At 63.8% G+C, this 18,538-nt stretch carries 17 protein-coding genes; 5 read left to right on the top strand and 12 right to left on the bottom strand.

The genetic code is table 11. The annotated features are described in order from the left end of the window. The first annotated feature begins 77 nt into the window (after positions 1 to 77). Positions 78 to 800 (top strand): pirin family protein, encoded by a 723-nt coding sequence (locus U5A08_RS11465; protein ID WP_321851598.1) that lies wholly within the window; start codon positions 78 to 80, stop codon positions 798 to 800. 117 nt (positions 801 to 917) lie between these two features. Here U5A08_RS11465 and U5A08_RS29890 read toward each other — a convergent pair whose 3' ends face one another. After that, a complete protein-coding gene (locus U5A08_RS29890; protein WP_425262825.1) occupies positions 918 to 1,355 on the bottom strand; it encodes a hypothetical protein in 438 nt (145 codons plus the stop codon). A 75-nt stretch (positions 1,356 to 1,430) separates the two neighbouring features. Continuing rightward, positions 1,431 to 2,390: a GlxA family transcriptional regulator gene (locus U5A08_RS11455; RefSeq protein ID WP_321851596.1), complete on the bottom strand. Its 960-nt coding sequence runs from the start codon at positions 2,388 to 2,390 to the stop codon at positions 1,431 to 1,433. Positions 2,391 to 2,498: 108 nt separating this feature from the next. Between U5A08_RS11455 and U5A08_RS11450 the strand changes: the two genes are divergently transcribed. Further along, entirely contained in the window at positions 2,499 to 3,041 is a 543-nt protein-coding gene (locus U5A08_RS11450) for an acyl-CoA thioesterase (protein WP_247403831.1), read from the top strand. A 102-nt stretch (positions 3,042 to 3,143) separates the two neighbouring features. Here U5A08_RS11450 and aqpZ read toward each other — a convergent pair whose 3' ends face one another. The 3 genes from aqpZ to U5A08_RS11435 form a co-directional block, all read right to left on the bottom strand. Then, complete coding sequence (gene aqpZ / locus U5A08_RS11445; RefSeq protein ID WP_321851594.1) at positions 3,144 to 3,848, bottom strand: aquaporin Z; 705 nt, start codon at positions 3,846 to 3,848, stop codon at positions 3,144 to 3,146. Positions 3,849 to 3,969: 121 nt separating this feature from the next. After that, the gene (locus tag U5A08_RS11440; RefSeq protein WP_253394958.1) at positions 3,970 to 5,154 is read right to left on the bottom strand and encodes a sugar transporter; all 1,185 of its coding nucleotides are present in this window, start codon (positions 5,152 to 5,154) and stop codon (positions 3,970 to 3,972) included. Between the two features lie 137 nt (positions 5,155 to 5,291). Further along, positions 5,292 to 6,290: a bile acid:sodium symporter family protein gene (locus U5A08_RS11435; protein WP_321851592.1), complete on the bottom strand. Its 999-nt coding sequence runs from the start codon at positions 6,288 to 6,290 to the stop codon at positions 5,292 to 5,294. Between the two features lie 85 nt (positions 6,291 to 6,375). Here U5A08_RS11435 and U5A08_RS11430 point away from each other — a divergent pair, with 85 nt between their 5' ends. Next, positions 6,376 to 7,164: an AraC family transcriptional regulator gene (locus U5A08_RS11430; RefSeq protein WP_253394954.1), complete on the top strand. Its 789-nt coding sequence runs from the start codon at positions 6,376 to 6,378 to the stop codon at positions 7,162 to 7,164. A gap of 15 nt (positions 7,165 to 7,179) precedes the next feature. Here U5A08_RS11430 and araH read toward each other — a convergent pair whose 3' ends face one another. The 7 genes from araH to U5A08_RS11395 all read right to left on the bottom strand — a co-directional run bounded on the left by araH (position 7,180) and on the right by U5A08_RS11395 (position 15,639). Continuing rightward, positions 7,180 to 8,148 (bottom strand): L-arabinose ABC transporter permease AraH, encoded by a 969-nt coding sequence (araH, locus tag U5A08_RS11425; protein ID WP_253394952.1) that lies wholly within the window; start codon positions 8,146 to 8,148, stop codon positions 7,180 to 7,182. 9 nt (positions 8,149 to 8,157) lie between these two features. Continuing rightward, the gene (araG, locus tag U5A08_RS11420; RefSeq protein WP_321851589.1) at positions 8,158 to 9,660 is read right to left on the bottom strand and encodes an L-arabinose ABC transporter ATP-binding protein AraG; all 1,503 of its coding nucleotides are present in this window, start codon (positions 9,658 to 9,660) and stop codon (positions 8,158 to 8,160) included. Further along, positions 9,657 to 10,661 carry a substrate-binding domain-containing protein gene (locus tag U5A08_RS11415; RefSeq protein ID WP_253394950.1) on the bottom strand — a complete coding sequence of 335 codons (1,005 nt, stop codon included), beginning with the start codon at positions 10,659 to 10,661 and terminating at the stop codon, positions 9,657 to 9,659. Before U5A08_RS11415 ends, araG begins: the two co-directional genes overlap by 4 nt. A gap of 149 nt (positions 10,662 to 10,810) precedes the next feature. Next, entirely contained in the window at positions 10,811 to 11,674 is an 864-nt protein-coding gene (locus tag U5A08_RS11410) for an SMP-30/gluconolactonase/LRE family protein (RefSeq protein WP_321851586.1), read from the bottom strand. 36 nt (positions 11,675 to 11,710) lie between these two features. Further along, positions 11,711 to 13,291, bottom strand: a complete 1,581-nt coding sequence (locus U5A08_RS11405; protein WP_321851585.1) for an aldehyde dehydrogenase (NADP(+)) — start codon at positions 13,289 to 13,291, stop codon at positions 11,711 to 11,713. An 11-nt stretch (positions 13,292 to 13,302) separates the two neighbouring features. Continuing rightward, on the bottom strand, positions 13,303 to 14,295 hold the full coding sequence (gene araD1 / locus U5A08_RS11400; RefSeq protein WP_321851583.1) for an AraD1 family protein: 993 nt from the start codon (positions 14,293 to 14,295) through the stop codon (positions 13,303 to 13,305). Positions 14,296 to 14,316: 21 nt separating this feature from the next. Next, positions 14,317 to 15,639 carry an MFS transporter gene (locus tag U5A08_RS11395; protein WP_253394942.1) on the bottom strand — a complete coding sequence of 441 codons (1,323 nt, stop codon included), beginning with the start codon at positions 15,637 to 15,639 and terminating at the stop codon, positions 14,317 to 14,319. A 193-nt stretch (positions 15,640 to 15,832) separates the two neighbouring features. Between U5A08_RS11395 and U5A08_RS11390 the strand changes: the two genes are divergently transcribed. After that, a complete protein-coding gene (locus U5A08_RS11390) occupies positions 15,833 to 17,569 on the top strand; it encodes an IlvD/Edd family dehydratase (RefSeq protein WP_253394940.1) in 1,737 nt (578 codons plus the stop codon). A gap of 47 nt (positions 17,570 to 17,616) precedes the next feature. Then, entirely contained in the window at positions 17,617 to 18,339 is a 723-nt protein-coding gene (locus tag U5A08_RS11385; RefSeq protein WP_253394937.1) for a FadR/GntR family transcriptional regulator, read from the top strand. The last annotated feature ends 199 nt before the right edge of the window (positions 18,340 to 18,538 follow it).

Raw genomic sequence — 18,538 nt, 5'->3', positions numbered from 1 at the left:
ATTTCAGTAACCAGTAACCTTCTTCTCAACGCAAGCGCCCTGCATTTCGCAGCCCGCTCTGACTTGAGGACACCACCATGCTGACCCTTCGCAAAGCCTCCGACCGCGGCGCCGCCAATCACGGTTGGTTGAAGTCGTTCCACACCTTCTCGTTCGCCAACTACTGGAACCCCGCCGAACAGGGTTTTTCCGACCTGCTGGTGATCAACGATGACCGCGTCGCCGCAGGCCGTGGTTTCGGTCAGCACCCGCACCGCGACATGGAGATTTTCTCCTATGTGCTTGAAGGCGCCCTGGAACACAAGGACACCCTGGGCACCGGTTCGGTGATCCGTCCCGGCGATGTGCAACTGATGAGCGCCGGCAGCGGCGTGGCCCACAGCGAGTTCAACCATAGCCAGAGCCGTGGCGTGCACTTCCTGCAAATCTGGATCGTGCCGAATGTGGCCGGCGCCGAGCCGCGCTATCAGCAAGAGCACTTCAGCGCAGCGCAGAAACGTGGACGCTTGCAGTTGATCATCTCGCCGGATGGCGCCGACGGCTCCCTGCACGTGCGTCAGGATGCACGGGTGTACGCCGGGCTGTTCAACGCCGACGAAAGCGCACGCCTGGACGTGGCGCCGGACCGCCACGTGTACATCCATGTGGCCCGTGGCAGCGTCGAGATCAACGGCCAGCGCCTGCAGGAAGGCGACGGTGCCCGCGTGCGTGATGAGCGCCAGATCCACCTGAGCCACGGTGAGGATGCCGAAGTACTGGTGTTTGACCTGCGCCCCCTGGAACTGCCGCAGATGCCGTGACCGCTGCGCGATAGCCCGCCCACACGGGCTATCGCTGGCATCGATAGTCACCATCAACCCAATGAAGTTCTCTTAAAAATAGCAACGCGTAACATCAAACCCACACCAGGCAACACCCTAATCAAACACTCGGAGCACACTCTCATGAAACGCCAACTCTTGCTTAGCCTCGCTTTCTCGGTACTTGCAGCAAACGCTTTTGCCCACCCTGTCGTCGCTGAAGGGGGCGCTGATCGCCTCAACGAAAATCGCGTCGCCGAAGGTGGTGCGGATCGCCTGCAAGGCAACCGTGTCGCTGAAGGCGGTGCTGATCGCCTGCAGGAACGTGGCCTGGCCGAAGGCGGTGCTGATCGCCTGCAGGAACGTGGCCTGGCCGAAGGCGGTGCTGATCGTCTGCAGGAACGTGGTCTGGCCGAAGGCGGTGCTGATCGCCTGCAGGAACGTGGCCTGGCTGAAGGCGGTGCTGATCGCCTGCAGGAACGTGGCCTGGCCGAAGGCGGCGCTGATCGCCTGCAGGAACGTGGCCTGGCCGAAGGCGGCGCTGATCGCCTGCACAGCAACAACGCCTGACCCCGCGCTGTTTGCGGAACACCCCAAACCGGCCTGATCAGCCGGTTTTTTTTCGTCTGCTCATCGGTTGTTGGCTTGAAATCGCTTGCGATACGCCGCCGGCAGCATCCCCACCCGCTGCTGAAACAGGCGCCGAAACGAGTTGCTGTCTTCATAGCCCACCGCGTAGGTGATGCTTTCGAGGGTCATGCGCGTCGATTCCAGCATCTGCTTGGCGCGCTCCAGGCGCAGGGTCTGCACATAGGCGATCGGTGTATAACCGGTGGCTTCCTTGAAACGCCGCTTGAAATTGCGCACACCAAAACCAAAGCGCCCGGCCACGTCGTCAATCGCCAGCGTCTGGGCGCAGTGCTGCTCCAGCCAATGCTGCACGCGCAGTATCTGCGCGTCGCCATGGTTCTTGGGCAACGACCACATGGCGTACACCGACTGCACCGTGCGCACCGTGTCGATCAGCAGGTATTTGCCACAGGTGTGAGCCAGTTCCGGCGAACCGAAGCGGCGGATCAGGTGGAGCATCAGGTCCATCGCCGCACTGGCACCACCACCGGTAATCACGCGGTTTTCTTCGCAGAGCATCAGCGCGTCATCGAGGATCACGTCCGCGTAGCGTCGCCGGAAAAGTTCGGCAAAGGCCCAGTGGGTGGTGGCATGCAAGCCTTGCAGTACACCGGCTTCAGCCAACACAAAGGCGGCGGTACACATCGAAGCCAGCACAGCGCCGCGCCCATGCTGTTCGCGCAGCCAGGGGCCGAAGGCGGCAAACGTCGGCAAAGCCTCTTTCAAGGTGAAGAGAAAGCCGGGGATCAACACCAGCTCGGTCTGCCCGATCTGCGCGGTCGAACAGTCCACTTGCAGACGCTGCCCGCCCCAGGCGTTCACGGCCTGGCCGTCCAGGGACGCGACCACAACCTCGAAGGGCGGGCTGTCGGCAAACAGGTTGGCGGCGCTGAGCATTTCCAGGGCCAGGGTGGCGCTGGCGGCGGAACAGTGATCGGCCAGGAGCAAGGTAATGTGCATTCATGGACCTTTTTTGCGCTTTTGGCATGTAATAAGTCATTTGCGCACCTACCTTAGCCGATTTGGCGCCCTTACAGTGCTGCCACTGATTAACTGTTTGGCGTCTCTATGAATCTCTGGTTTCGATTGCTGTACATGCTCTGCCGTCGCCCCTGGCGCAAACCTGCCCATGGCCTGGCGACCACCGTGGTGCGCATGCGGGTGTGGCCGCTGGACCTGGATCTCAACCGGCATGTCACCAATGGCCGCTACTTCTCCCTGGCGGACGTTGCGCGGATGGATTTTGTCTTGCGCACCGGCGCGTTTCGCGTGGCCCTGCGCAACAAGGCGCTGCCGATCGTGGGCGATACCTGGGGCAAGTTTCGCCGCGAGCTCAAGTTATTCGAGGTGTTCGAGGTACACACCCGCATGCTCGGCTGGGACCACAAGTGGAGCCTGATGGAGCACCGTTTCGTCAGCAAAGGTCGGGTGGTCGGCGTGGTGGTGATGCGCGGGCTGTTCCGCTCAGCCAAGGGCACCCTGCCCCCGGCGGATTTTTTGCGTGAACTGGGGTTGGACGAAGCCTCGCCGCCCATGCCGCAGTGGCTGAGCGACTGGGCGCAGAGTTGCGATGCGATGAGCGTGCAGTTGCGAGGCGAGGAACAGGCGTGAACCGGCGGAAGCCAGCGTCTTCACGTTGGCGCCAGCGCCGTCTCTCGCAACGTACAGGGACCCTTTAGCCGGGGGAATGCGCTTGATTCCCCCGTTCTCGATTCAAGCCGGGCTGCGCTCCTCCAACCCACGCGCCGCCAACGCACCCAACACGCCACCGGCAATCGGCGCCAGCCAGAACGCCCAGAGTTGCGCCAGGTACTCGACGCCAGCGAACAACGCCGGCCCGGTGCTGCGCGCGGGGTTGACCGAGGTGTTGGTGACGGGGATCAGGATCAGGTGAATCAAGGTCAGCGCCAGGCCGATGGCAATCGGCGCAAAGCCGGCAACCGCGCCCGGTGCGGTCACGCGCATGATGATCAGCACAAAGAAGAACGTAGCGATCAGTTCGGCCAGCAATGCCGCCTTCATGTCGAACTGGCCGGGGCTCAGCGGGCCATAGCCGTTGGCGGCAAAACCACCCACTTCAAAGCCTGGCTGCCCGTTGGCAATCACAAACAGGGCGGCGGCGGCAACGATCGCACCCGCGACCTGAGCGGCTATGTAGGGCAGCACATCGACGCCGGGAATGCGGCGCCCGGCCCATAGGCCAATGGTCACCGCCGGGTTGAAGTGCCCGCCCGAGACACCGCCGACCGCGTAGGCCATGGTCAGTACAGTGAGCCCGAACGCCAGGGACACTCCCAGAAAACCGATCCCCAGTTCCGGGAATGCCGCCGCCAGAATGGCACTGCCACACCCGCCGAACGTCAACCAGAAGGTACCTGCAAACTCTGCGGTCAAACGCTTTTGCACAATCGACTCCATTGCTTTTCAAACGCCACGGCCCTGCTCGAAGGGCGTGGCAATCGCCGTCACCACAGGATGTGGGAGGTCCTGGGTGACGGTAGCAACGGGCGTCAAGGCGCCTTGTAAGATTTGTCTGGTTTTAGTCGCGCGCGACGCCCTGCCCAAACCGCCGGATCGCCAGGCAATAGCCGATCAACGCCAGCGCCGCCAACAACCCGCCCGCCGCGCCGATCCAGGCGAAGCCGAAGTGGCTGCCGACCCAACTGCCCATCAACGCGCCGCCGCCGATACCGATGTTGTAGATCCCGGAGAACATCGCCATGGCCACGTCGGTGGCGTCCGGCGCGAGCACCAGGACTTTGGACTGCATGGCCAGGCCGAAGCCCATGATCGCCATGCCCCAGAACACGCTCAGGCCGACGAGGTAGGATTCGGCCCCGCTCAACGGCAGCATCAGTGCCAGGCACGCGGCCAGCAGGAACACCGCGCCGACCACGAACAGATGCGGGCTGAACCGGTGTACCAGGCTGAACAACAGCGAGCCGATGATGCCCGCACCGCCGAACACCAGCAGGAACAGGGTCACGACGTTACCGCTCAGGCCGGCGACGCGTTCGACAAACGGTTCGATATAGCTGTAGGCGGTGAATTGCGCGGTGATCACCATGGCGGTGAGCACGTAGAGCGCCACCAGTGCCGGGCGTTTGAACAGCAGCGGCAGGCTGCGCAGGGAGCCGGAGTTCTGGCTCGGCAACAGCGGCAAGGTCCGCGCCAGCCAGAACACCAGGGCCGCGGCGAATGCCGCAATCACCAGGAACGTGGTGCGCCAACCCATCGCTTCGCCGAGCAGGCGACCAAGGGGAATGCCCAACACCATCGCCAGCGACGTGCCGGTGGCCAACAGGCCGAGGGCTTGCACTTGTTTGCCAGCCGGCGCCAGGCGTACCGCGAGGGACGCGGTGATCGACCAGAACAACGCGTGGGACAAGGCGATGCCGATCCGGCTGACCATCAGCAGGCCAAAGCTGGTGGCGACGCTGGAGAGGATGTGACTGGCGATGAACAGGCCGAACAACACGATCAGCAGCTTGCGCCGTTCGATATTGCGCGTCAGCAGCATCACCGGTAGCGAGGTCAGCGACACGATCCAGGCATAGATCGTGAGCATCAGGCCGACGCTGGCGATCGGCATGTCGAAGCTGGCGCCGATGGCGCTGAGCAGGCCAACGGGCACAAATTCAGTGGTATTGAACACAAAGGCGGCCAGCGCGAGGGCGATGACCGGTTGCCAGTTGGCACGGGGCGTTGCGGTTGAAAGGCTCATTGAAGGGCGAGGCACTCTGACGATGATCGAACGGCCACCCAGGACAAGCGCCGCCGCCGAACATTCTATAGGTTTCTCGCTCGGCTGTTGACGCTCATCCGGGATAAATCGCCCTCGGCAGGATCAGCGTAGCCCCCTCACGGGTCGACCTGCCCCATCAGTTCCGGAATGCTTTCCGGGCGCTGAGCATAACGCTGCGCCAACGCCGCACACACCATCAACTGGATCTGGTGAAACAGCATCAACGGCAGGATCAACACGCCCATAGTCGCGCCGGCGAACAGCACCTGGGCCATGGGCACCCCGGTGGCCAGGCTTTTCTTCGAACCGCAGAACAGGATGGTGATGCGGTCCTCCTGGTTAAAACCGAAGGCCTTGCCCAACAGCGTGGACGCCACCAATACCAGAGCGAGCAACACGCAGCAGGCCACCACCAGGCCGCCCAGTTCCCACAGCGGAATCTGCTGCCAGATGCCTTGGATGACCGCTTCGCTGAACGCGCCGTAGACCACCAACAGGATCGAGCTCTGGTCGACGAACTTCAGCCAGGCCTTGTTGCGACCGACCCACTCGCCGATCCAGCGGCGGGCGATCTGCCCGGCGATGAACGGCAGCAGCAGTTGCACGCTGATTTTCAGCATGGCGTCGACGGTCGAACCGCTCTCGCCGTGGACATTCAGCAGCAGCGTCACCAGCAACGGCGTGAGGAAGATCCCGAACAGGCTCGACGCCGCCGCGCTGCAAATCGCCGCCGGGATATTGCCGCGCGCCAGCGACGTAAAGGCAATCGCCGACTGCACCGTGGCCGGTAACGCGCACAGATAGAGCATGCCCATGTACAGGTCTTTGCCGATCAGCGGCGACAACAGCAGCTTGAGCGCCAGGCCCAACAGCGGGAACAGCACAAAGGTCAGGCTGAACACCAACAGGTGCAGGCGCCAGTGACCGGCCCCGGCAACGATGGCCTGGCGCGACAGCTTGGCGCCGTGCAGGAAAAACAGCAGCGCGATGGCCAGGTTGGTCACCCAGCCGAAGGCCACGGCGGTCTGGCCGCTGGCGGGCAGCAAGGACGCGAGGACCACCGTGGCGATCAGGGTCAGGGTGAAATTGTCGGGCAGAAAGCGCGGGCGAGTCATAAGCAGGATCTTCCGGGGTTGCCAAGAGCGTCATCACGACTCTAACGTAACGTTTTATTACCGACTAACGCCAATGAGCCAGTAAATGCCGCCTAAAGGACATGACAAGACCGTCCGCCGCAGCGTGCCCGGGCTTTCCAGCCTGCCACGCCCGGTGTACGGGCGCACCGAATCCTTGCCCAACCGCGCCCTGACCCGCCGGCACAGCCACCCGTGGGTGCAGTTGTCCTACGCGATTTCCGGGGTGCTGGAGATTCAGACCAGCGTCGGCCGCTTCGTCGCGCCGCCGCAGCGCGCAGTGTGGATTCCGGCGGGCATGCCGCATCGGGTCTACAGCTCGCCGCACACGGAGATGCGCAGCCTGTACCTGGATTGCAGCGTCACTGGGTGGGCGGACGAACGTTGCCAAGTGTTGGCGGTGAGCAGTTTGTTGCGCGAGTTGATCCGCCGCTTCAGTGAACTGCCGGTGGAATATGCCGAAGCGGGACCGGACGGCAGGCTGGCCCAGGTGATACTGGACCAACTGGCGGCGGCGCCCCAGGTCGATTTGATGCTGCCGTTGCCCCTGGACCCGCGCTTGCGGCAGATCTATCGCAGCTTGAACCTGCACCCGGAGCAACCCACGACCCTGGGGGATTGGAGCCGCAAGCTGGCGGTCAGCGAGAAAACCCTCAGCCGCCTGTTTTTGCGTGACACCGGGCTGACCTTCCGCGCCTGGCGCCAGCGCTTGCGCCTGCTCAGCGCCCTGCCCGCCCTGGAGCAAGGCGAGCGGGTGACGGATGTGGCGTTGGCGTGTGGGTATGAATCCACGTCGGCGTTTATCAACGCGTTTCGCCAACAATTCGACGCCACTCCCGGCGAGTTCTTCCGCTAATGCAGAGGAAGGTGCTCAGCGTTGCTTCATACGGTCGATCACCACCGCCAGCAGCAGGATCGAACCGCGGATCACGTACTGGTAGAAGGTGTCGATGTTCTTCAGGTTCATCGCATTCTCGATGATCGCCAGAATCAGCACCCCGGCGATCACATGGCGGATCATGCCGATGCCGCCACTCAACGACACCCCGCCGAGTACGCAGGCGGAAATCACCGTCAGCTCAAAGCCCTGGCCGATCATCGGCTGGCCCGAGGTCATGCGTGACGCGAGGATCACCCCGGCCAACGCGCCGATCAGGCCATGCACGGCAAAGATCAGGATCTTCGTGCGGTCCACGTTGACCCCGGCCAACAGCGCGGCTTCCGGGTTGCCGCCGATGGCCATGGTGTTGCGCCCGTAGGTGGTGTAGTTGAGCAGCCAGCCGAAGAACAGGAAGCAGACGATGGTGATCAGGATCGGCACCGGCACGCCCAATAACTGGCCGTTGCCGAACACGAAGAACTGATCCTGGGACACCCCCACCGCCTTGCCGTCGGCAAAGATATAGGCTAGGCCGCGCACGATCTGCATGGTCGCCAAGGTGGTGATCAGCGCATTGACCCGCAGCTTGGCGATGACGATGCCGTTGATCAGCCCGACGATCAGGCCCATCAGCAGCGCCGCGCCGATGCCGAGCAGGACGCTGTCGGTGTCACGCATCACAATCGCCGCGACCACGCCGGCGCAGGCGATCACCGAGCCCACCGACAAGTCGAAGTGCCCCGACGCCAGGCAGAACAGCATGGTGCAGGCGGCAATACCCACCGTGGAAATCGCCAGGCCCAGCCCGCGCATGTTCAGCGGCGAGAGGAAGTTGTCAATCAGCAAGGCGCACAGCAGAAAAATCCCCAGCGCCGCGAGCAACATCGCCCAGTTGTCGAGCAGCGCGCGCATATCCAAGGGTTTGCGTGCCGTCGGCAACGCGTTGTGTTGGGTCGTCATAGTCGTCTCTCAGTTCGCCAGGCCACGCGGCAAGGCCAGTTGCAGCAAGTTGGATTCAGTGGCGTGTTCGCGCCGTTGTTCGCCGCGCAAAGTGCCTTCGCACAGCACCAGAATGCGGTCAGAAATCCCCATCACCTCCATCAGGTCGCTGGACACCACAATCACCGCGATACCGCTGGCCGCGAGGTCATGGATGATCTGGTAGATCTCCGACTTGGCGCCGATGTCGATGCCCCGCGTCGGCTCGTCCAGCAGCAGCACCTTCATCGGCATCGACAGCCAGCGGCCGAGAATGGCCTTCTGCTGATTGCCGCCGGACAGGTACATGATTTTCTGCTCGGCGCTTGGGGTCTTGACCTTCATCGCGCTGATTTGCCGGCCGGCGTTGCCCTGCTCCCAGCCCTCGCGCAGCAGCCAGCCAAACCGGGAATGGGCGCCGCGCGCGCTGATGTTGATGTTCTCGGCCACGCTGGACAGCGGGATGATGCCCTCCTTCTTGCGGTCCTCCGGGCACAGCAGCACGCCGGCGGCGATGGCGTCGCGGGGTGAACGCAGGTTCAGGCTTTCGCCGCACAGTTCCAACTGCCCCGCCGTGGCGCGCTGCAAGCCGCTGAGCAGGCGAAACAACTCGGTGCGCCCGGCGCCGACCAAGCCGAACAGGCCAAGGATCTCGCCCTTGCGCACGTCAAAACTGATCGGCTCGCGCAGGCCGGGGCCGAGCAAACCGTCGACCTTGAGCGCCACGTCACCGTGCTCGCGCGGGCGGTAGTCGTAGATATCCTGGATATCGCGACCGACCATGCAGGTGACCAACTGGTCGTGGCTCAGCGCGCTCATGTCGTCGAAGGTGCGCACGTAGCGGCCGTCCTTGAACACCGTCACCGCGTCGCAGATGCGGAACACTTCTTCCATGCGATGGGACACGTACAGCACCACTTTGCCCTCGTCGCGCAGGCGCGTGATGATCGCCATCAGCCGGTCGATCTCGCGGGCCGACAGGCTGCTGGTCGGTTCATCGAAAGCGATCACATGCGCGCCACGCGACAGCGCCTTGGCGATTTCCACCAATTGGCGCTGGCCCAGGGACAGGCGGCCGAGCTTCTCCTGCGGGTCGATTTCATCGGCCAGACCCTTGAGGCAGGCCAGCGCCTGCTCGCGCAGCCGCCGGCGGTTGACCACGCCGAAACGCGCCGGCAAATGCCCGAGGAACAGGTTTTCGGCGACGCTCATTTCCGGCACCAGATGCAACTCCTGGTGGATCACCGCGACGCCGCTGGCGATGCTGTCGGCCGCGCATTTGAAGGCCATGGTCTGCGCGCCGATCTGCACGTTGCCGCTGCTCGGGATGTAGGCGCCGCCGAGGATTTTCAGCAGCGTCGACTTGCCCGCGCCGTTCTCGCCCATCAGCGCGTGGACCTGCCCCGGGAGGGCAGTGAAACTGATGCTGTCGAGCGCCTTGACCCCGGGGAAGGTTTTGCCGATGCCGTCAAAGCGCAGTGCCGCTGCGGTCATTTCCACAGCCCGATCTTGGTCAGTTCTTCCTGGAAGTTGGCGCGGGTGATCAGCGTCACTTCGTCCATCGCGGTGTACTTCGGCGGTTCCTTACCGGTGGTGACCCACTCGTACATCATCAGCGCGGTGTTGTAGCCCTCGATGTGCGGGCTGGGCAGCATCGAACCGAAGAAGCCGCTGTTGGCCTTCTTCAACTCACCGATGGCGTCGGTGCCGTTGATACCGATGCCGATCACGTTGGCGGCTTTGAAGCCGGCGCTTTCGGTAGCGCGCACGCCGCCGAGCACGGTGTTGTCGTTCATGCCGCCGATGATCAGGTTTTTCGCGCCGCTGGGCAGCTTGACCAGGGCCGAGTTGGTGGCGTCCATGCTGCCGGGCACGTCGAGGGTCTTGAGCGCGGCGGTGAGGATGTGGTCCTTGGGAATGCCCGCTTCTTCGAGGGATTTGATCGAGCCGTCGGTGCGCTTTTTACCGGTGTCGAGTTCGTTGAAAGTGGTAATCACCGCGTAGGTGTCCTTCCAGTCCCAGCCGCGTTTCTTCGCCTCGGCGGCCATCGCCGCGCCTTGCTTCTGGCCGACTTCAAAAGCGGCCATGCCCAGGTACGGCACGTCCTCCATGAAATTGCCCTTGGCGTCGACGAAACGATCATCCACGGCGATCACTTTCAAGCCGTTGGCTTTGGCCTTGGCGACAATCGCCGGGCCGAGGGACACGTCCGGCGGGCAGATCACAAAACCCTTGGCGCCGTTGGCGGCCAGGCTGTCGATGGCCGAGAGGGTTTTCTCGCCGTCGGGCACGGCGATCTTGATCACGCTGAAACCATGTTCCTTGCCGGCTTTTTCGGCGAAGGCCCATTCGGTCTGGAACCAGGGTTCTTCGGCTTGTTTGACCAAAAAGCCGATTTTTACTGCTTCAGCGGCCAGCGACAGCCCACTCAAGCTGATGGCCGAGACCGCCACAGCGGCGCAGCACAAGGAACGGATAGCACGACGACGATTCATACGGTTGACTCCTTATTGTTGTTTTCTTTTGTAGGAGCGGGCTTGCTCGCGAAAAGCCAGAGAGCGCCGCGTGCATTCAGGATGCGCGCGTCATCGTTAACGTTTTTCGCGAGCAAGCTCGCTCCTACAGGGGTGAAGCGGTACAGCGTTCAGCCGGCAAAGCGGTGACAGGGTTTACCGGGCACATCGACCTCGATGGCAAACACCGCGCCATCCAGGGGGTGATCAAGAGGGCTGGCGGCGCTGGTGATGTACAGGGTGGTGAGGTGGGGGCCGCCGAACACGCAACTGGTGGGGCGACTGACGGGCAGTTCGATGATCCGATCCACTTCACCCTCCGGCGTCAGGCGCAGCAGGCAACTGCCGTTCCAGCGTGCGTTCCAGAGATAGCCTTGGCTGTCCATCGCCGAGCCGTCCGGCGCGCCGCGCCCGTGCGGGCCGAACCACACTTGGGCTGGGTCGAGTTGGCCGTTCGGTTGGATCGCGTGCCGATACAGCGTGCCGTCGAGGCTGTCGCCGAAATGCACCTGGGCGCCGTCCTCGCTCCACAGCAAGGTGTTGGGAATGCCCAGGCCGTGCAGCAACGGCGTGACCCGCGCATCGGCATCCACGCGAAACAGCCCGCCGGAACGTCGTGTAACGGGCAGGTCTTCGCCGTGCTCGCCGAGGTTGTTCTGCATGGTGCCCAGCCACAGGCGGCCCTGGGCGTCGCAGCGCGCTTCATTGCCACGGTTGCCCGCGTGCGGGTCGGCCACGCAGAACAGGCGCAAGGCTTCGGTCGCGAGGTTCAGTCGATACACGCCGCTGCTCAAGGTCACCAGCGCATCGCCGCTTTCACACGGGATAAACGCGGACACATGCTCCGGCAACTGCCAGGCCTGCAATTGCCCGTCCATCAGGCGCAGCGCCTGTTTGCCGGCGATGTCGACCCAATACAGGGCCTGGGTGGGCACGTCCCAGAACGGGCCCTCCCCCAGTTGCGCACGGTGTGCGCTGACGGCGTGAAACGACATGTTGCCTCCTGGATTGTTATTGTTCTCAGGTGCGCGTTACAGCGCGTCGCGTGACGGCGTGCCATCCACCAGGCGCTGGATACGCAATGGGTTGGCGTTTTTCAACGCGTCGGGCAGCAGGCTGTCCGGGTAGTTCTGGAAACACACCGGGCGCAGGAAGCGGTCGATGGCCAGGCTGCCGACCGAGGTGCCCCGCGCATCCGACGTCGCGGGGTACGGGCCGCCGTGGACCATTGCGTCGCAGACTTCCACGCCGGTCGGGTAGCCGTTGAGCAGGATACGCCCGACTTTCTGTTCCAGCAGCGGCGTGAGTTCGGCGAACTGCTGCAGGTCGGCCGGCTCGCCGATGATCGTCGCCGTGAGCTGGCCGTGCAGGCCATGCAAGGCGGCGCTGAGCTGGGCCTGGTCGGCGACTTCGACGAACACCGTGGTGGGGCCGAACACTTCCTCTTGCAGCACTTCATCGCCGTCGATCAGCAGGCTGACATCGGCCTTGAACAACTGCGGCCGCGCCTGATGCCCGGCTTGAGCCTGACCGGCCAGATGTTGGATGCCGGGGTGTGCCAGCAGTTTTTCCAGGCCCTTGCCATAGCTGCTCAAGGTGCCGGCATTGAGCATGGTCTGCGCCGGCTGATCACCGATCAGTTGCGCCACCTGCTGAGTGAACGCGCTGAAGGCGGGCGACGCGAGGCCGATCACCAGCCCGGGGTTGGTACAGAACTGGCCGCAGCCTTGCACCACCGAGGCGGTCAGCTCGCGTGCCACGGTTTCGGCCCGCGCCTGCAGGGCCTGGGGCAGCACGATGACCGGGTTGATGCTCGACATCTCGGCGAACACCGGGATCGGCTGCGGGCGTGCCGCCGCCATGTCGCACAAGGCGCGCCCGCCCTTGAGCGAGCCGGTAAAGCCGACCGCCTGGATCGCCGGGTGCTTGACCAGCGCTTCACCGACGCCGCCGCCGAAGATCATGTTGAACACGCCCGCCGGCATCTCGGTAGCCTCGGCCGCGCGAATGATCGCATCGGCGACGCGCTCGGCCGTGGCCATATGCCCGCTGTGGGCCTTGAACACCACCGGGCAACCGGCCGCCAGCGCGGCGGCGGTATCCCCGCCTGCCGTGGAAAACGCCAGGGGAAAGTTACTCGCGCCAAACACGGCGACCGGGCCCAGGCCGATGCGGTACTGGCGCAGGTCCGGGCGTGGCAGCGGCTGGCGCTCCGGCAGTGCCTTGTCGATGCGCGCGCCGTAGAAATCGCCGCGGCGCAACACCGTGGCGAACAGCCGCATCTGCCCGCTGGTGCGGCCGCGCTCGCCTTTGATACGGGCAGCGGGCAGTGCGGTTTCACGGCAGACCAGCTCGACGAAGGCATCGCCCAGCGCGTCCAGCTCATCGGCGATCGCGTCAAGGAACTGCGCGCGGCGCGCTGCACTCAGGGCGCGGTACGCCGGGTAAGCCGCTGCCGCGGCCTTGGCGGCGGCGTCGACTTCCTGCGGGGTCGCCTGGTAGAAATCCTGGGGCAAGGCTTCGCCGGTCGCCGCATCGATGCTCTGCAGCGTGAGGCTGCCGTTGGCGCTGCGCTGGCCGCCGATGTAGTTGTGGCCAAGGAACTGGGACATGTGGCTCTCCTTTAAAGGGTGATGACGTCGCCGGGTGCGAAGACGGCGTTAGCACTGCCGACACGATTGACCAGCGGCGCGCCGAACTCGGCCTGGCTGATCTCGAACACATCGCCCGGTTGGGTACGTATACCGTCGGCGAATGACAGGGTCGCGGTGCCGAAGAAATGAATGTGTACATCGCCAGGTTTGAGGAACTGGCTGTATTTGAAGTGGTGGTACTCAAGGTTTTCCAGGCTGTGGCACATATTGGCCTCGCCACTGAGGAATTCGTTCTGCCAGATCACTTCGCCGTTGCGCAGGATGCGGCTGGTGCCGGCCAGATGCTGCGGTAACTCGCCCACGCGCAACTCCGGGCCGTAGCTGCAACTGCGCAGTTTGGAATGGGCCAGGTACAGGTAGTTCTTGCGTTCCATCACGTGGTCGGAGAACTCGTTGCCCACCGCAAAACCCACGCGATAGGGCTTGCGGTCGTGGCCGATCACATACAGCCCGCCGATCTCCGGCTCTTCGCCGGCGTCTTCGGCAAAGGGCGGCACCGGGAACGCCGCGCCGGGGCGCACGACGATGCTGCCATCGCCCTTGTAGAACCACTCCGGTTGCACGCCCGCCTGGCCGGCCGCCGGTTTGCCGCCCTCCACGCCCCATTTGAAGATACGCATGGTGTCGGTCAGCGCGCTGTCGTCACCGCCCTGCTGGTGCATCTTGTCCCGCGCCGACGCGCTGCCCAGGTGGGTCAGGCCGGTGCCGCTGATCAGCATATGGGCCGGGTCCGGGTGGTCCAGCGGTGGCAGGATCTTCAGGTCGGCGAGCAGCTCGGCGTAGGTGTGACTGGCGCCCAGGCCGAGGCTCTGCACCTGCTGCGCCAGGCCCACACCCGCTTCAATTGCGGCCAGCGCCAACTCGCGCACGCTGTGCGCGCTGAGCACTTCGCGTACCTGGCTACCCTCCACCACGCCGACCCGACGCTCACCGTTGCGCAACTCGAACTGAACTAAACGCATGCCGCTTCTCCTGATAATCGATTAAGTACGCGTGGCGCCACGGGCGCTCGCGGCGAATTGCTCGGCCGGCAGCACATGCTTGCGCTCCAGCAGACGGTAGACCACGCCGGTCAGCAGCAAGCCGAACACCATCACTGCGGACAGGAAGTACAAGCCCGAGGCCAGGTTGCCGGTGTATTCCTTGAGCGCGCCGATCACGAACGGGCCGATATAGCCGCCGAGGTTGCCCACCGAATTGATCAAGGCAATGCCCGCCGCCGCACTCGCCCCGGCAAAAAACCGCCCGGGCAGGGTCCAGAACACCGCCGTGCAGGAAAACATCGCGAACGCCGCCAGGCACAGCGCCGCCATTTGCAGCACCGGCACACTCAGCCAGGCACTGCAGAACAGGCCGATGGCACCCAGTACGTAAAGCACCGCCAGGTGGCCGTAGCGATCGTTCAAACGGTCGGAACTGCGCGGGATGATCAACAGCCCGATGATCCCGAAGATATACGGCACCGCCGAGACAAAGCCGGTGACCAGGTCCGTACCGCCGAACTGCTTGATCAGCGTCGGCAGCCACAGGCCCAACCCGTAGATGCTCAGGGTCACCGGCAGGTAGAACAGCGCCAGCAGCAGCACGCGCTTGTCCTTGAGGGCGTGCAGTGGATTGCCGTGGCGGGTCTGGCCGTAGGCTTGCAGGTCCTTGGCCAGTTCGCCGGTGAGCCAGGCTTTTTCGTCCTCGCTCATCCAGTTGACCTGCTTGGGGCCGTCCGGCAGGTAGCGCAGCACCGGCCAGGTGAGCAGGATCGCCGGGGTGCCGATGACGATGAACAGCCATTGCCAGCCGTGCAGCCCGAGGGTGCCGTCCATGCCCAACAGGCCGCCGGAGACCGGGCCGGTGATCATCATTGCGATCGGTTGCGAGAGGATGAACAGCCCGAGGATCTTGCCGCGATGGCGCACCGGGAACCACTGAGTGATGTAGTACAGAACGCCGGGAAAGAACCCCGCCTCCGCCGCGCCGAGCAGAAAGCGCATCACATAGAAGCTCTGTGGCCCCTGCACGAACGCCATGCCGATGGTGATGGTGCCCCAGGTGATCATGATCCGGGCGAACCAGCGCCGTGCGCCGAAGCGATCGAGCATCAGGTTGCTGGGGATCTCGAACAGGAAATAGCCAATGAAGAACAGGCCTGCGCCAAAGCCGTAGGCCGCATCACCGATGCCGACGTCGGCGCCCATGTGCAGCTTGGCGAACCCCACGGCGGAGCGGTCCACGTAGGCGATCAGGTACAGCAGGATGAGGAAGGGAATCAGTTTCAGCGTGATGCGCCGTATAAGCCGCAGTTCCTGGCTCATGGGAGTCGATCTCCGATTGTTGTTTTTATAGAAGCTCGGGGGACGCCTCTCGCGAAAATCCGCCAGGGCAATACCTCAGTTGAGATCGACTATATAGTAGTACTATTTACGAAACAACACTTCCAAACCGAACATTTTGCGCTTATGTTTAGCCGCACAGAGAACATATAGTCATACAATAAGAGAAACCATCATGTCTGATAAAAAACCTGGCCTGCGCTCCGCCCAGTGGTTCGGTACCGCCGACAAGAACGGCTTCATGTACCGCAGCTGGATGAAGAACCAGGGCATCGCCGACCATCAGTTCCATGGCAAACCGATCATCGGTATCTGCAACACCTGGTCCGAGCTGACCCCGTGCAACGCCCACTTCCGCCAGATCGCCGAGCACGTCAAGCGCGGCGTGATCGAGGCCGGCGGCTTCCCCGTGGAATTCCCGGTGTTCTCCAATGGCGAATCGAACCTGCGCCCCACCGCCATGCTCACGCGCAACCTGGCGAGCATGGACGTGGAGGAAGCGATTCGCGGCAACCCCATCGACGGCGTGGTGCTGCTGACCGGCTGCGACAAGACCACCCCGGCGCTGCTGATGGGCGCGGCCAGTTGCGACGTGCCGGCCATCGTGGTCACCGGCGGGCCGATGCTCAACGGCAAACACAAGGGCCAGGACATCGGCTCGGGCACGGTGGTGTGGCAGCTCAGCGAACAGGTCAAGGCCGGCACCATCACCCTGGATGACTTCCTCGCGGCCGAGGGCGGCATGTCGCGTTCGGCGGGCACCTGCAACACCATGGGCACCGCGTCGACCATGGCCTGCATGGCCGAGGCACTCGGCACGTCGCTGCCGCACAACGCGGCGATCCCGGCGGTGGATGCACGGCGCTATGTGCTGGCGCATATGTCCGGCATGCGTGCGGTGGAGATGGTGCGCGAAGACTTGAAGCTGTCGAAGATCCTCACCAAGGAAGCCTTTGAAAACGCGATCCGCGTGAATGCGGCCATCGGCGGCTCGACCAATGCGGTGATCCACCTCAAAGCCATCGCCGGGCGCATCGGTGTCGAGCTCGATCTGGACGACTGGACGCGCATCGGGCGCGGCATGCCGACCATCGTCGACCTGCAACCGTCCGGGCGTTTCTTGATGGAAGAGTTCTACTACGCTGGCGGCCTGCCGGCGGTGCTGCGCCGTCTCGGCGAAGCCAACCTGATCCCGCACCCGAACGCCTTGACCGTCAACGGCAAGTCGTTGGGCGAGAACACCAAGGATTCGCCGATCTACGGCCAGGACGAAGTGATCCGCACCCTCGACAACCCGATCCGCGCCGACGGCGGCATCTGTGTGCTGCGCGGCAACCTCGCCCCGCTGGGCGCGGTGCTCAAGCCGTCGGCCGCCAGCCCGACGTTGATGCAGCACCGTGGCCGCGCCGTGGTGTTCGAGGATTTCGACATGTACAAGGCGCGTATCAACGACCCGGACCTGGACGTGGACGCCAACTCGATCCTGGTCATGAAGAACTGCGGGCCCAAGGGTTACCCGGGCATGGCCGAAGTCGGCAACATGGGCCTGCCGGCCAAGCTGCTGGCCCAGGGCGTGACCGACATGGTGCGGATTTCCGATGCGCGCATGAGCGGCACGGCATATGGCACGGTGGTCTTGCATGTGGCACCGGAAGCCGCTGCCGGCGGGCCGTTGGCCACGGTGCAGGAAGGTGACTGGATCGAACTCGACTGCGCCAACGGGCGCTTGCACCTGGACATCCCCGACGCCGAGCTGGCGGCGCGCATGGCCGACCTGAAACCCCCGCAAAAGTTGATCGTCGGCGGCTATCGCCAGCTGTACATCGACCATGTGCTGCAGGCGGACCAGGGCTGCGACTTCGATTTCCTGGTGGGTTGCCGTGGGGCCGAAGTCCCACGTCATTCCCACTAATTGGGATGCTATGATGCCGCCTATTTAGCCAGAGCATCCCTGTCGTTATGGATCACCAGCCGTCCAAGCCGCGCAAGAGCATGCATGCCCAGATCGTCCAGGACTTGGGCATGCACATCGTTTCCGGTCGCTTCAAACCAGAAGAACGACTGCCCATGGAGGCCACGCTGTGCGAGGAGTACAAGGTCAGCCGCTCGGTGTTGCGTGAGGCCACGCGAGTGCTCAGCGCCAAGGGCCTGGTGTATTCCAAGCCCCGAGTGGGCGCGGTGGTGCGGCCTCGGGTGAAGTGGCACCTGCTCGACCCGGACGTGCTGTCCTGGTTGATGCAGTCCACGCCCCATAGCGAGTTTTTCAACACCCTGGCCGGTGTGCGGCGCATCCTCGAACCGGAAATCGCCGCCATGGCCGCGACCACGGCCACCGACGAAGACATCACCACCATCGAAAAAGCCTACCTCGGCATGGAAACCGCGCAGACCCACGACGCGCTGTTGCAGGCCGACCTGGACTTCCACCGTGCGATTGCCGACGCCACGCGCAACGACCTGCTGGCGTACATGTGCAACATGCTGTCGCTGCCGCTGCGCGAGTCGATCAACATCACCAACCGCCGCCCGGATATCCAGGGCCTGAGCCTGCCCCGCCACAAGGCGATCCTCACCGCGATCCAGAACCGCGACGCCCTCGGCGCCCGGCATGCTTCGCTGGTGCAACTGGATGACACGCGGGTAGCGCTGGATACGGTGATGAATGTGCTGACGCCGTTGTAAGATCTACCCTCGTTCGACGGCCATGAAGATCAAATGTGGGACTCGACAGTGCCCGCAAGGTGGGGGCAGAACACTTTCCGTCAGCCCTGGAGATCGAATGTGGGAGATGTCGAGCCCCAGCGAGGCTTCGATGACGGTGGTTCTGCCAGCATTGTTGCTGCCTGACCCACCACTATCGCGGCCTCGCCGGGGCTCAACA

The sequence above is a fragment of the Pseudomonas paraveronii genome, assembly GCF_963681955.1.
Classification (GTDB): Bacteria; Pseudomonadota; Gammaproteobacteria; order Pseudomonadales; family Pseudomonadaceae; genus Aquipseudomonas; species Aquipseudomonas paraveronii.
The sequence above is the reverse complement of the archived record's forward strand: the minus strand, read 5'-3'. Positions and strand labels throughout refer to the sequence as shown.